Source organism: Halomonas sp. BC1, assembly GCF_002078135.1.
Classification (GTDB): Bacteria; Pseudomonadota; Gammaproteobacteria; order Pseudomonadales; family Halomonadaceae; genus Vreelandella; species Vreelandella stevensii.
Map to the genome: position 1 here is coordinate 26,135 of NZ_LFGS01000002.1, position 13,184 is coordinate 39,318.

16 protein-coding genes are annotated in these 13,184 nt (G+C 60.2%); 11 read left to right on the top strand and 5 right to left on the bottom strand.

What is annotated here, in order from left to right:
* The first annotated feature begins 67 nt into the window (after positions 1 to 67).
* The 10 genes from B7L72_RS00255 to B7L72_RS00300 all read left to right on the top strand — a co-directional run bounded on the left by B7L72_RS00255 (position 68) and on the right by B7L72_RS00300 (position 8,583).
* Complete coding sequence (locus B7L72_RS00255; RefSeq protein WP_081135122.1) at positions 68 to 622, top strand: hypothetical protein; 555 nt, start codon at positions 68 to 70, stop codon at positions 620 to 622.
* A 53-nt stretch (positions 623 to 675) separates the two neighbouring features.
* Positions 676 to 1,152, top strand: coding sequence for a YbhB/YbcL family Raf kinase inhibitor-like protein (locus B7L72_RS00260; protein ID WP_026001743.1), 477 nt, complete (start codon positions 676 to 678; stop codon positions 1,150 to 1,152).
* Between the two features lie 94 nt (positions 1,153 to 1,246).
* Positions 1,247 to 1,588, top strand: coding sequence for a zinc ribbon domain-containing protein YjdM (locus B7L72_RS00265; RefSeq protein ID WP_081191929.1), 342 nt, complete (start codon positions 1,247 to 1,249; stop codon positions 1,586 to 1,588).
* A gap of 233 nt (positions 1,589 to 1,821) precedes the next feature.
* On the top strand, positions 1,822 to 2,286 hold the full coding sequence (locus tag B7L72_RS00270) for an SUF system Fe-S cluster assembly regulator (protein ID WP_016914269.1): 465 nt from the start codon (positions 1,822 to 1,824) through the stop codon (positions 2,284 to 2,286).
* A 69-nt stretch (positions 2,287 to 2,355) separates the two neighbouring features.
* On the top strand, positions 2,356 to 3,798 hold the full coding sequence (sufB, locus tag B7L72_RS00275) for a Fe-S cluster assembly protein SufB (RefSeq protein WP_016914268.1): 1,443 nt from the start codon (positions 2,356 to 2,358) through the stop codon (positions 3,796 to 3,798).
* Positions 3,799 to 3,837: 39 nt separating this feature from the next.
* The gene (sufC, locus tag B7L72_RS00280; RefSeq protein ID WP_016914267.1) at positions 3,838 to 4,587 is read left to right on the top strand and encodes a Fe-S cluster assembly ATPase SufC; all 750 of its coding nucleotides are present in this window, start codon (positions 3,838 to 3,840) and stop codon (positions 4,585 to 4,587) included.
* On the top strand, positions 4,584 to 5,924 hold the full coding sequence (gene sufD, locus B7L72_RS00285; RefSeq protein ID WP_016914266.1) for a Fe-S cluster assembly protein SufD: 1,341 nt from the start codon (positions 4,584 to 4,586) through the stop codon (positions 5,922 to 5,924). Before sufC ends, sufD begins: the two co-directional genes overlap by 4 nt.
* 14 nt (positions 5,925 to 5,938) lie before the next feature.
* Positions 5,939 to 7,204 carry an aminotransferase class V-fold PLP-dependent enzyme gene (locus B7L72_RS00290; protein ID WP_081191931.1) on the top strand — a complete coding sequence of 422 codons (1,266 nt, stop codon included), beginning with the start codon at positions 5,939 to 5,941 and terminating at the stop codon, positions 7,202 to 7,204.
* Between the two features lie 8 nt (positions 7,205 to 7,212).
* Entirely contained in the window at positions 7,213 to 7,782 is a 570-nt protein-coding gene (sufT, locus tag B7L72_RS00295) for a putative Fe-S cluster assembly protein SufT (protein ID WP_016914264.1), read from the top strand.
* A gap of 18 nt (positions 7,783 to 7,800) precedes the next feature.
* Positions 7,801 to 8,583, top strand: coding sequence for a SanA/YdcF family protein (locus tag B7L72_RS00300; RefSeq protein ID WP_016914263.1), 783 nt, complete (start codon positions 7,801 to 7,803; stop codon positions 8,581 to 8,583).
* Between the two features lie 32 nt (positions 8,584 to 8,615).
* Here B7L72_RS00300 and B7L72_RS00305 read toward each other — a convergent pair whose 3' ends face one another.
* The 4 genes from B7L72_RS00305 to B7L72_RS00320 form a co-directional block, all read right to left on the bottom strand.
* Complete coding sequence (locus B7L72_RS00305) at positions 8,616 to 9,062, bottom strand: hypothetical protein (protein WP_016914262.1); 447 nt, start codon at positions 9,060 to 9,062, stop codon at positions 8,616 to 8,618.
* A gap of 88 nt (positions 9,063 to 9,150) precedes the next feature.
* Positions 9,151 to 10,059 carry a 30S ribosomal protein S6--L-glutamate ligase gene (rimK, locus tag B7L72_RS00310; protein WP_081191933.1) on the bottom strand — a complete coding sequence of 303 codons (909 nt, stop codon included), beginning with the start codon at positions 10,057 to 10,059 and terminating at the stop codon, positions 9,151 to 9,153.
* 42 nt (positions 10,060 to 10,101) lie between these two features.
* Positions 10,102 to 10,542 carry an ATP-dependent zinc protease family protein gene (locus tag B7L72_RS00315; protein WP_016914260.1) on the bottom strand — a complete coding sequence of 147 codons (441 nt, stop codon included), beginning with the start codon at positions 10,540 to 10,542 and terminating at the stop codon, positions 10,102 to 10,104.
* 64 nt (positions 10,543 to 10,606) lie between these two features.
* Positions 10,607 to 11,656, bottom strand: coding sequence for a DUF3549 family protein (locus tag B7L72_RS00320; protein WP_081191935.1), 1,050 nt, complete (start codon positions 11,654 to 11,656; stop codon positions 10,607 to 10,609).
* Positions 11,657 to 11,940: 284 nt separating this feature from the next.
* On the opposite strand from B7L72_RS00320, the gene B7L72_RS00325 reads away from it, so the two are divergent.
* Complete coding sequence (locus B7L72_RS00325) at positions 11,941 to 12,273, top strand: YqcC family protein (RefSeq protein WP_016914258.1); 333 nt, start codon at positions 11,941 to 11,943, stop codon at positions 12,271 to 12,273.
* A gap of 99 nt (positions 12,274 to 12,372) precedes the next feature.
* On the opposite strand, the gene B7L72_RS00330 is transcribed toward B7L72_RS00325, so the two are convergent.
* Complete coding sequence (locus B7L72_RS00330; RefSeq protein ID WP_081191937.1) at positions 12,373 to 12,999, bottom strand: OmpW/AlkL family protein; 627 nt, start codon at positions 12,997 to 12,999, stop codon at positions 12,373 to 12,375.
* Between the last annotated feature and the right edge of the window lie 185 nt (positions 13,000 to 13,184).

Below are 13,184 nucleotides of genomic sequence, written 5' to 3' on the forward strand. Positions count from 1 at the left end.
GAAAGCTCAACAAGGGAAGCGAGTCATGTATCTGCAGGCCAGGAGCGTGGGGAAGAGAGTAGGGAAGGTGGCGGGGAAGCGCGTGGGGAAAGCGGCAGCATGGGCAGCCGTGCTGCTGTTGGTGGGGTGTGCAGGCCAGTCCTCGCCCTCCAGTAGCGCAGGGGAGTCTCCTTCGACGATGGAGCCTGCGGTATCGCCCGTGACACCCTCGGCCACGCGTGCGTCCACCTCGCCGGTCACGGATTGGGTGCCGCCGCTGCTGGCCAGCCCTGAAGAAGAAGCGGCTTACTATGTCAGCCGCTTGGCAGACCGCAGTTTCGTTTCGCAATATGGTGGTCCGGATAACCCTCGCCCCTGGTACATCGCCGCTGAGCGGCTGGGTGAGATCGGGGCGCCCGCAGTGCCACTTCTGCTGGCCAGGCTCAATACTCAGGATGCCTACGAGCTGATGCTGGTGCTATATGCCCTGCACCTGGCCACGCAAGATCCGCTGATCACTTTCAAGACCCGCGGCGAGTCCGTGCAGCTGCCGGGGGTGCTGGACGAGCGCATGAATGCCGACAATCGGCGCCTCGTCGAAGAGTGGCAGCAGCGTCATGCGGCGGCGTTGGATTTAGGTTAAGGGCCTGGCTACATTGATGAGTTGAACCTACGAACGACGACTTGGAGATGACAATGGGATTTGCACTATCTTCCATGCAGGTCAGCAGCACCGCCTTTGGCCAGCATCAGGCCATTCCCGCCAAACACACCGGTGAAGGCGAGGACATCTCACCCGACCTGGCCTGGCAGGGTGCACCTGAAGGAACCCAGGGCTATGCGGTGATCTGTCACGATCCCGATGCCCCGTTGGTGAAAGAGGGCAGCTACGGTTTCGTACATTGGGTGCTGTATAACTTGCCGGGCGATATGACGTCGCTGGAAGAGAATACCACCCAAGGAACCGTGGGCATGTCCGATTTCGGCAAGCCCGGCTATGGCGGCCCAATGCCCCCGGAAGGCCATGGTAGCCACCTCTACTATTTCTGGGTACTGGCGCTGGACCAGGCAACCACGCTTCCCGAAGGGCTGACGCTGCCCGAGCTGCTGCGTGCCGTCGAGCCGCACCTGCTGGGCATGAATCGGCTGGTCGGTACCTACCAGCGCGACTGACCTCTCTCTTCAGGCTGGAGCATTGTGCTCAAGCCGTGTAGGCTCCACCGCTTTCTACGCCCTGTAGATATCCTGATAGCGATGGAGCCTTTTCATGAGTGACTTTCCCAACTGTCCCGCCTGCGCCTCTGAATTCACTTATGACGACGGCCTGCAATTCGTGTGCCCGGAGTGTGGCCATGAGTGGTCGAAAAATGGTGAAGAGGAAACCGAATCAGCCAGCTCCGGTATCCGGGATGCCAACGGTAACCCGCTAGCCGATGGCGACACGGTGACCGTGATCAAGGATCTCAAGGTGAAGGGCAGCTCGCTGGTGGTCAAGGTGGGCACTCGGGTCAAGAACATCCGCTTGGTGTCCGGTGATCACGACATCGACTGCAAGATAGATGGTATTGGCCCGATGAAATTGAAGTCCATGTTCGTCAAGAAAACCTGACCCCCAACGCCTGCGATCAGTTCGCGGGCGTTTTCTTGACAGGCTGTCATAGCTTTTCTGAATGAGAATGATTGGCTTTTTTGATGTTATCAGCGGCGAACGTGTCAGGAAGTGGTGACTTTTGCGAAGGATTTTGCAGAAGGGCTTCACATCATTTTTATACAGGACTAAAATGGTCCCCAATTGACGGGTAAGCCTTTTAATCACACGGGTCATCACACACGGGAGTCACCATGCTCAAGCTTTCTCGGCTGACCGACTATGCGGCGGTAGTGATGGCGCAAATTGCGCGCCATCCGAACACCTCCCATGCCGCCGCCGATCTGGCCGAAGCCGTTCAGCTGCCGCACCCGACTGTGAGCAAGACGCTTAAAATGCTGGTTAAAGCCGGGTTGCTGGAGTCCCAGCGCGGTGCTCAGGGCGGGTATCGGCTGGCACGCCCTGCCTCGCGGATTACCGCCGCCGATATCATCAGCGCCATCGAAGGCCCCGTGGCCATGACCGAGTGCAGCCAGGCGGAAGGCGAGTGCGACCTGGTGGCTACCTGCGGTGTGGCCGACAACTGGCAGCGCGTATCCCTGGCCATTCGCACGCTGCTGGAGAGCGTCACCCTGGCGCACCTCGCCGACACCGCTCCCATCAAGCTGCCCGTTCAGCTACCCATTCAAAGCATTACGCTATCGGCGGCTTCCGCGTAAGTCGCAACCACATTCACTCATATTGACGGCGAGCTCAACTCGCCACCCAACTGCCCGGAGGGTATCACCATGGCAAGCGAAGAAATGGAACAGTTGGTTCGTCGCGAGTACAAAGATGGCTTTGTCACCGATATCGAAAGCGACACACTGCCACCTGGCCTGGATGAAAACACCATCGCCTTCATTTCCAAAAAGAAGGGCGAGCCGGAATGGATGCTGGAGTGGCGTCTGGATGCCTATCGTCAGTGGCTGAAAATGGAAGAGCCCTCCTGGGCACACCTCAACTATCCGCCCATCGATTATCAGGCGATCTCCTACTTCAGCGCGCCAAAGCGCCCGGAAGACCGCCCTCAAAGCCTCGATGAGGTAGACCCCAAGCTGCTGGAAACCTATGAGAAGCTGGGTATCCCGCTGCATGAGCGTGCTGCCCTGGCAGGCGTGGCGGTCGATGCGGTATTCGATTCGGTGTCGGTAGCTACCACGTTCAAGAAAGAGCTGGCGGAAGCCGGGGTCATTTTCTGCTCCATCTCGGAAGCCATCCGCGACTACCCGGAGCTGATCAAGCAGTATCTGGGCACCGTCGTACCGGTCGCCGACAACTACTTCGCTGCGCTGAACTCTGCGGTGTTCACCGACGGCTCGTTCGTCTTCGTGCCTGAAGGCGTCACTTGCCCGATGGAGCTGTCCACCTACTTCCGTATCAACGCGGCCAATACCGGGCAGTTCGAGCGCACTTTGGTAATTTGTGAAAGCCGTGCCCAGGTCTCCTATCTGGAAGGCTGCACGGCGCCCATGCGCGACGAAAACCAGCTGCACGCGGCGGTGGTCGAGCTGGTGGCGCTGGATGATGCCTACATCAAGTACTCTACCGTTCAGAACTGGTACCCCGGTGATGAAGAGGGCAAGGGCGGTATCTACAACTTCGTGACGAAGCGCGGCGACTGCCGTGGTGAGCGCTCGCGTATCAGTTGGACACAGGTGGAAACCGGCTCGGCGATTACCTGGAAATACCCCTCTTGCGTGCTGCGCGGCAAGGACAGCATCGGTGAGTTCTACTCGGTGGCCGTGACCAACGGGCGCCAGCAGGCGGATACCGGCACCAAGATGATCCATATTGGTGAGGGCACACGCTCCTACATCGTGGCCAAGGGCATCTCGGCGGGCAAGAGTGATCAGTCCTATCGCGGTATGGTCAAGATCGGCCCGCGCGCCAAAGGCGCACGTAACTTTACCCAGTGCGATTCGCTGCTAATTGGCGACAAGTGCGGTGCCCACACTTTCCCGTACCAGGAAATCGGCAACAGCACGGCGACCATCGAGCACGAAGCCACCACGTCGAAAATCGGTGAAGACCAGCTGTTCTACTGCCAGAGCCGCGGCATCTCGGAAGAAGATGCGGTGAGCATGATCGTGAACGGCTTCTGCAAGGATGTCTTCCAGGAGCTGCCGATGGAGTTTGCGGTAGAAGCGGAAGCACTGTTGAACGTCACTCTTGAAGGTGCGGTGGGCTAACCGCGCAGGCATCCCCCTATTTTTTAAAAGGCGATTACTATGTTGCAAGTGAATGATTTACACGTCACCGTCGACGGCAAAGAGATTCTGAAAGGCCTGACGCTCACCATCAATGCCGGTGAAGTGCATGCCATCATGGGCCCCAACGGCGCGGGTAAATCCACCTTGTCAGCGGTCATTGCGGGCAAGGATGGCTACGAAGTCACCCAAGGCACCATCACCTTCGAAGGCCAGGACGTGCTGGAAATGGAAATCGAAGAGCGCGCCCAGGCGGGCCTGCTGCTGGGTTTCCAGTACCCCGTTGAGATCCCGGGGGTGAAGAACATTTACCTGCTGAAGTCGGCGCTGAATGCGCAGCGCGCTGCCCGTGGTGAAGGCGAGATGCCCGCCCCAGAGTTCATGAAGCTGGTCAAAGAGAAGCTGAACTTCATGAAAATGGATGCCAGCTTCCTGCAGCGCGCGGTCAACGAAGGCTTCTCCGGCGGTGAAAAGAAGCGTAACGAAATCCTGCAGATGCTGGTGCTGCAGCCCAAGCTGGCCATGCTGGACGAAATCGACTCCGGTCTGGACATCGACGCCATGAAGGTCGTGGCCGATGGGGTCAACAGCCTGCGCGCCGAAGAGCGTGCCATTCTGCTGGTCACGCACTACCAGCGCCTGCTGGACTACATCGTGCCCGACAAGGTCCACGTCCTGATGGATGGTCGTATCGTCAAGACCGGTGACGCGGCGTTGGCCAAAGAGCTGGAGGCCAACGGTTACGAAGGCATCGAGGAGTCCGTGGCATGAGCGAGACACAAACCTTTCTGGATACGCTGGCGGCGCGCAGCCAACAGCGTGGCGCAGAGCCCAGCTGGATGGCCGCACGCCGCCAGGCGGGGGCTGCACGCTTCGAGGCGATGGGCTTTCCTACTCGTCGCGATGAAGAGTGGAAATACACCGACGTACGCGCCATTGCTCAGGGAAATTTCGCCCTGGCCGATAACGCCGAGTTCTCTCAGGCGCAGGCGGCTGCGCTGACACTGCCACTGGAAGCCTATCGCCTGACCTTCGTCGATGGCGTATTTTCGGCGGCGCTGTCTGACCTGGAAGGCCTGCCTTCCAGCGTGCAGGTCATGCCGCTCTCCAAAGCGCTCAGCGACAACCATGAAGCGGTGGGTGGCCCGTTGGGTCGTTTGACCGGCGTGGAATTCTCGCCCTTCTCGGCGCTCAACACCGCGTTCGTGGAAGAAGGGGCCGTGGTGCGTATTGCGCCCGGCACGGTAGTGGAAAAGCCGATTCTGCTGCAGTTTCTCTCACGGGCCGGGGCGCCGGTCATGAGCCACCCGCGGGTGCTGGTCGAAGCGGCTGGGCGCAGTGAGGCCACGCTGATCGAGCACTACGTGGGGGAAGCCGATGCTGCCAACTTCACCAACGTGGTGGGTGAGCTGATGCTGGACCGTGGTGCGATCCTCAACCACTACAAGCTTCAGGAAGCTCCGCTGGGCGATCTGCACATTGCCAGTATCCACGTGGAGCAGAGTCGCGACAGCCGCTACACCTCCTACAACCTGAATCTGGGCGGTGCGCTGGTGCGCAACGACCTGATTTGCGAGCTGGACGGCCAGGGCGCCGAAAGCAACCTGTACGGTCTGTTCTTCGGTCAGGGTCGCCAGCACGTGGATAACCACACCAAGGTCAACCACAACGCGCCGCTGACGTTCTCCAACGAGAACTACAAGGGCATTCTGGATGACCGCGCGCAGGGCGTCTTCAACGGCCGGGTATACGTCAAGCGCGACAGCCAGAAAATCGAAGGCTTCCAGAGCAACCAGAACCTGCTGCTCTCCGACCGCGCGCAAATCAACGCCAAGCCGGAGTTGGAAATCTACGCCGATGACGTCAAGTGCTCCCACGGCACCACCACGGGCCAGCTGGATGAAGAAGCCGTCTATGCGCTGCGTACACGGGGTATCGACGAAGCCACGGCGCGCGGCCTGCTGACGCTGGCCTTTGCCGGTGAAGTGCTGGAACAGGTCACGCTGGATGCCATTGCCGAGCGAGTCGAGCTGGCGGTGGCAGGCAAGCTGCCCGAGCGCTTCAACCTGGCAGGGCTGGTGGAAGCAGCGGCTGCGCTGAACGATTAATCAAGGAGTCCCCCATGCCCCAGAGCGTGATTGAGAAAGCGACCACGGCCAGCACCGCCGCCTACGATATCGAGGCCCTGCGCCGCGAATTCCCCGTGCTCCAGCGGGAAGTGCACGGCAAGCCGCTGGTCTATCTGGACAATGCCGCTACCAGCCAGACTCCCCAGGCGGTCATCGACGTGTTTGGCGACTACTACGCTCGCTACAACGCCAACATCCACCGTGGGCTGCACACCCTGGCGGATGAGGCCACGGCCGCGTTCGAAGCGACACGTCATCGCGCCAGGGACTTTCTCAATGCCGAAGATGCTCGCCAGATCATCTTCACCCGGGGCACCACAGAGGCGATCAATCTGGTCGCCCAGAGCTGGGGCAGAAGCCAGCTGCAGGCGGGCGACGAAGTGCTCATCTCTATGCTGGAGCACCACTCCAACATCGTGCCCTGGCAATTGTTGGCCGCAGAGCGTGGTTTCACCATCAAGGTGATCCCGGTAGACGCTCATGGTGCGCTGGACATGGACGCCTATCGAGCCCTGCTCAACGAGCGGACCCGGCTGGTGGCGGTGAATCATGTGTCCAATGCGCTGGGGACCATCAACCCAGTCAAGGAAATGGCCGCGTTGGCCCATCAGCAGGGCGCACTGATTCTGGTCGACGGTGCCCAGGCGACGCCGCATCAAAAAGTGGATGTTCAGGACATCGACGCCGACTTCTACGCTTTCTCTGGCCACAAGGTGTATGGCCCCACGGGCGTGGGCGTGCTGTATGGCAAGGCGGCGTTGCTGGAGGCCATGCCGCCCTGGCAGGGTGGCGGTGAGATGATCAAGACCGTCTCGTTCGACGTGGGCACGACCTTCGCGGACATTCCCCACAAGTTCGAGGCCGGTACGCCTGCCATTGCGGAAGTGATTGCGTTGGGGCGTGCGCTGCAGTGGATGGAGGACGTAGGGGTCGAGGCCATTGGCGACTGGGAAGCCGTGCTGTTGACCCATGCCACTCAGGCCGTCAGCCATATCGACGGACTGCGCATTCTAGGCACGGCGCCGCACAAGGCGGGGGTGCTGTCGTTCGTGGTGGACGGTGCCCACTCCCAGGATATCGGGCTATTGATCGACCAGCTGGGTGTGGCGATTCGTACGGGGCATCACTGTGCGCAGCCGCTGCTCCACCATTTTGGCGTCGAGGCTACCTGTCGCGCCTCGTTTGCAGCGTATAATACCCTGCAAGAGGTCGATGCGTTCGTTGCGGCGCTGAACCGTGTGATCCAAATGGTACGCTAAGGACATCTATGGATATCGAGCAAGTGGCCAGCCTCGAACGAGGCCAGAAACTGCCGCTACAGCGTGATGTAGAAGCCATTGCCATTCCGTTCGGCAAGACGGATACGCTGGCAGAAGATAGCGTTGTCAGTGTCATGCAGGCGAAAGGCAGCACGGTCAGCGTAGGGTTCGAGGGGCGGCTGTATCTCATCGAGGGTCGCAATCTCGATGCGCTGGGGCTGGAACCATTGCCGCGGCCCACGCTGCCCGAGTCAGCCAGCGATGACGAGATCGAGCAGTTCGTCTGGGATCAGCTGCGTACCTGTTTCGATCCGGAAATTCCGGTCAATATCGTCGATCTGGGGCTGGTATACGGATGCCGTATCGAACGCTTGATCAGCGGTGAGCGCATCGTCACCATCCGCATGACGCTGACCGCGCCTGGCTGCGGTATGGGCGACGTGATTGCCGCTGATGCGCGCAACAAGATTCTGGGGGCGCCGCAGATCAGCAAGGTGCATACCGAGATCGTCTTCAGCCCCGCCTGGAGTCGTGACATGATGAGCGATGAAGCCAAGCTTGAGCTCGGCATGTTCTAACCCCTGCTGGGGAGCTGGATGCACAGCCTGTTATTTCGTTGGGTAAAGCGTTTTCTGCTGTCGCTGGTTGCCATGGTGCTGCTGGCGGCTTTGCTATTGGCGGCAGGCAACGCTTGGGTATTGCTGAGCACCTCGCGCTATATCCATACGCAAGTGCCCGAGTGCCGTCCAACGGATGTCGCTATCGTGTTTGGCACCTCTCACTGGACGCGTAGCGGGCTGCGTAACCCTCATTTTCATGCGCGTATGCGCACCTCGGCGCGTCTGATAGCCGATGAGCGCGTGCAGCATCTGCTGCTCTCCGGGGATAACCGCACCCAGGCCTACAACGAGCCCCGAGCCATGTGGCGCGACCTTTATCGGCGAGGAGTGCCTGCCGACAGGTTGACCATGGATTTCGCGGGCTTCAGCACTTACGACACCATGGTGCGTGCGCGGCATGTCTTTCAGCTGGAGCAGGCGCTGTTGGTGACCCAGAGCTGGCACTTGCCACGGGCGATATTCATTGGCCGTTCGCTGGGGATGGATGTGACGGGCTGTGTAGCAGAAGAGCAGCCCTCGGCGGGCGAGTGGCGGCTCAAGGTGCGTGAGTGGTTAGCGCGCATGGCGACGCTGGGAGATCTTTACCTGTGGGGCCGGGAGCCTCACTTTCTGGGGCCAGCGGAGCCCATCGTGCTGAGCCGTGATCGGCTGCCCCTGGAGCCGCCATCTGCGACTTCTGACGTGCTGATCGATCTGGAAGGCGTGCGCCTGCTCTATCCAGAGCTCCCCGTGTTTAACGAGCCGTTTGACGAGCCGTGACGGCCGCCAAAGCTGTCGACGCCTTGACGCGGTTAGCGGTGCGCCTTGCGCTTTTGCAGGCTATACAGCTCGCGGATCAGTTTACGGCAGCCCTGCATGCACTCTTCCACAACGGGTTCGATGGGGTCGGGCAGCGGGTGGGTAAACAGGGTCGAGAGGGCTTGCATCAGGACGCGCTCTTGTTCCAACAGTTCATTGATCAGAACCTGACTATCGTTGCCCACGAAGCTTTTCAGGCGGCTCCACAGCCACAGAAAGTCATCGCGCTCCACGTCGGCATCCCTGGGAAGCATTTTCAGATGGGCACGGGCCAACTCCTGCAGCTTGCGCATCTGTTTCAGTCGAGCCGTGTAGTGAGGCTTCAGCGCGTCGCGCAGCGAGGGGCGCAGGCGTTCGATATTGTCCTGGAAATAATCAATGCTATCGGCCAGCGCTTCCAGCACGCTGTCCATCGCCACTTGGCGATTGTCGAGAAACATGAGCGTCTACCTCCTTCGGTGACGCAGATTGTGGGGGTGGCAGCGTTGATTTGCCACCCCTAATGCGGATTATTTTTACCTTTGGGCGTTAGCCTTTAGGCTTGGGGGGTGCTTTTCGGGAAGGCGTTGCGTTTTTTTCGATATGTTCGATGATCATGCCCGCGATGTCCTTGCCCGTGGCGCTCTCGATCCCCTGTAAGCCAGGCGAAGAGTTGACCTCCATGATCACCGGCCCATGGTTGGAACGCAGCAGATCGACACCGGCAACGCGCAGCCCCATGGCCTTGGCTGCACGGATAGCGGTGGAGCGCTCTTCCGGGGTAATGCGAATCACGCTGGCCGTGCCGCCACGGTGGAGATTGGAGCGAAACTCGCCTTCGGCCGCTTGACGCTTCATGGACGCCACGACTTTGTCGCCAATCACGAAGCAGCGAATGTCGGCGCCTTTGGCTTCCTTGATGTACTCCTGCACCATGATGTTGGCCTTCATGCCCATGAACGCCTGTACCACCGACTCGGCGGCCTGGTTGGTCTCGGCCAGCACCACGCCAATGCCCTGAGTGCCTTCCAGCAGCTTGATGACCAGCGGCGCCCCCTTGACCATGGTGATCAGGTCGGGAATGTCGTCTGGCGAGTGGGCGAAGCCGGTGATGGGCAGCCCCAGCCCCTTGCGGGAAAGTAGCTGCAGCGAGCGCAGCTTGTCGCGTGAGCGCGTGATAGCGACCGAGTCGTTGATCACGTAGGTGCCCATCATTTCGAACTGGCGCAGCACGGCGCAGCCGTAGAAAGTCACCGAGGCGCCGATGCGGGGGATGACCGCATCGAAGGGCTCGATCTCAGCCCCCTTGTAATGAATCGAGGGGTGGTGGGAGGCGATGCTCATGTAGCAGCGCAGGGTGTCCACCACCCGGGCCGTATGGCCGCGCTGCTCAGCGGCTTCCACCAGGCGGCGGGTCGAGTATAAATTGCGGTTACGCGAAAGTAGGGCAATATGCATGCAGGGCTCCGGGCCAAAACAGAAAAGGCGTATTAAGTGTATTCAAGGCTCGCCGTGCAAAAAGGCAGCGCCGGGTGCGACTAACAAACGACGCATGGCGCGCCTGCCCAATAGCATGGGGTGGCGCATATTGCTGCGGTCGGTCAAGGTAAGTTCGACGGGAAAGCTGAGCTGGCCCAGTTCCATCTGTGTGCGAATGACGTAGCGCCATTCGCTGTGCCCATTCGAGCTGGTCACCCGTCTTCTATCATGTAAATGTAGACGATAACGATGCCCCGGCGTCTCGGGGCCGCCACTGTGGGTGACGAAACTGACCCACAGCTGCCCATGGGCATCTTCTTCCGTTTCGATCTCTTCGGCATGCAGGGCAGAGGTGCGCGCGCCGGTATCGGCCTTGCAGCACAGGTGAAGCCCCAGGTCGGTCAGCGTGACCATTTCACGGCGGCCAATCACGGCCTTGGCCTGATAGGGTAATTCCTTCACGGGTGACTCCTGAGATAATAAGAGCAGAAGAACAGCATGATGATGACCGTCACCTGTTACGAATTTATGCGCGGCGTGGCATCAGGCCTGCCAGACGTGCCTGCATGGGTGAGTCGACAGGTGCGTCACGCAGGGTCAGCATGACCGGTAAGCGCAGCCTGGGAACGAGGGCAATATCACGCACGACGGCCGCAAAATCGGCACGCTCGTCTGCGGCCAGCCTGTTCAGGAACAGCGGCAGGCGTCTCTCGTCTTCCAGCAGTTGCCAACCGCGCCCGGCCATGGCGGCCATCAGATCAGGGCCGCAGGCAGCGCTATCCTGAAGTAAACTCGTGTACCAATCGCCTGCCGTGGGTTCTGGTGAGCTGCCCACCGCTCGCACGCAGGCGCACAAGGTTTCCACGTCTCCTTCACTGGCGGCCTGCTCGCCGCGGGCCTGCAGGGCCACCAGCAAGCACGTTTGTAAAGGCCGATGTTCAAGGCAGTAGCATAGCGCATGGATAACGTTGACAGGCAACTCGGAAAACCGCTTGGCCAGCGCCTCGGCGGCATCGTCGTCCATGCGAACCGTGAAATCGGCCAGACCCTGCACGCCCAGCGCTTGCCAATCGATCGATTGCTGGCCGCTCAAATACGCTTCTACCGGCTCCAGATGCTGACTGGCAGGTAACCCCAGCTGCAGCGTCGCACGGGCATTGAGCATGGCCTGAAAGGTGACGTCGGGCGTGAAAGCCAGTGGGTTGTCCTTCATCAGGTCGTCTACGCCAGCGCTGGCGTCAGCTGTCAATGTCTGCTGCTCTGACGCCAGGGCATTACGCCCTAGGGTTTCCAGCAGGCGATTGATGAAGCCATCCCGCTGTGCAGGCGAGAGCATGCCCTGCTCGTCCAGCGGCAGGGCGAGAAACCAGATGGCCGGTTCAGGCATGGCGCCCAGCCTAAACACGATGCCCAGGCGCGCCTGCCCCTGCCAGGGCTCGGGCCAGGCGTGCTCGGCCTGCTCGAAGCCGCGCAGGGTATCCCGCGAGCAAGGCACGACACGACGCCCCATATGGTAGAGCGTCACGTCAGCACCGCTGCGGGTAAAGAACTCATCGAGGGTAGTAATTGGTTGCATGACATCCTTCCGAATTTCAAGCGTGCACTCTACCTTGATGCTCGGTCACTGTCAGCCGTAACCATTGATAAAGCCATACCTTATCGTCGAGGTGGTCAAAAAGTGAACAACATTCCCCGGGCCCCGTGGGAGTAGCCGTTGCGACACCTTTCCATAGTTTATCCACAGCCTCTTGCAGGTTTTCTGTGAATCTGTGCATAAACGCGTTGGCCATGCCTCTCGGTGGCAAGTTACCCACAGAGTTGGGATAATCACGCCGACCATTCCTTATGAGTAGACTGTTTATGAGCGTCCATCAACAGCTTCAAACCGCGCTTCTCGAGCTTGAAGCCGCGATGAAAGCCGCCAACCTATGGCGCACCCCCCTTCCAGAGGCGAGCGCGTTTGCCAGTCAGGAGCCCTTTTGTGTGGATACCATGTCGCTGCCCCAGTGGGTGCGCTATGTGTTTGTGGCCCGATTGACCGCGCTGGTCGAGGCCCAGGCGACCATGCCCGCCAAGTGTGAGGTAGCGCCCGCCATGGCCGCTTATCTGATGCAGGAGAAAGTGCGCGCCAGCGACCAGGTGCTGGTCATTCGCGCCATGGAAAGAGTCGACCAGCTGGTGACGGACAACTGAACAGGTAGCCGCCAGTGCGGCGCTGCCGTGCTTCTCAACCAAACAGGCCCGGAGCAAATGCCCCGGGCCTGTTTGGTTGGATGGGTAGCCCCGCATCTTCTAGAAGCGGTAGCTGAGACCCGCCATGACCACAATGGGGTCGATTTCGACGGTGCCCGCTGCGGCGCCATTCACCGTGGCGTCCGTATCGATGTCCAGATACCAGGCGGCGGCATTGAGCGCCCAGTTACCGTCGATCAGCAGGTCGATACCCAGTTGGCCTGCCAGTCCCCAGGAGTCGTCCAGGTCCAACTCACCAATCGCCAGCTGTTCGTCCGAGAAGCGCGTGTAGTTGATACCGGCGCCAATGTAGGGCTGAACCCGTGCCTGGGTGCCGCCCAGCGGGTAATACTGCAGCGTCAGGGTGGGTGGTAGGTGCTTGGTCGAGGCAAGGTTCTCGCCGTTCAGAGCAATGTCGTGCTTGAAGGGCAGTGCGGCTAGCAGTTCGATGCCCACCTTGTCATGAAAGCGATAGCCCAGCGTAAAGGCGAAGTCGGTCTTGTCCTGAACGTCTACCGACAGGGCGCCATCGGCCAGAGCGCCGTTGTCGCTTTTGGGTGACACTTGTGCCACGCCCACGCGGGTAAAGAAATCACCTGCGCCGTAGGCAAACGCTTGGCTGCTGGCGGCCAGCGTTGCAGCGGCCAGACTGGCAGCGATGAGAGTAGAGGGTTTGAACGGGCGCATAATGTTGCTCCTGACCATGATGAGGGTGAGTGGTTCGTGATCCATGGCGCCACTATAACCAGCCAGAAGCGGTGGGTTATTGACCTGAGGCAAAGAGCGCTGCGCAAGCGGCCAACAATGCAAGAGACCTCCTGCAAGGCGGGGCCTTGACGAGGAGGTCTCGGATGCGTGCTTGCCAGTGCTCA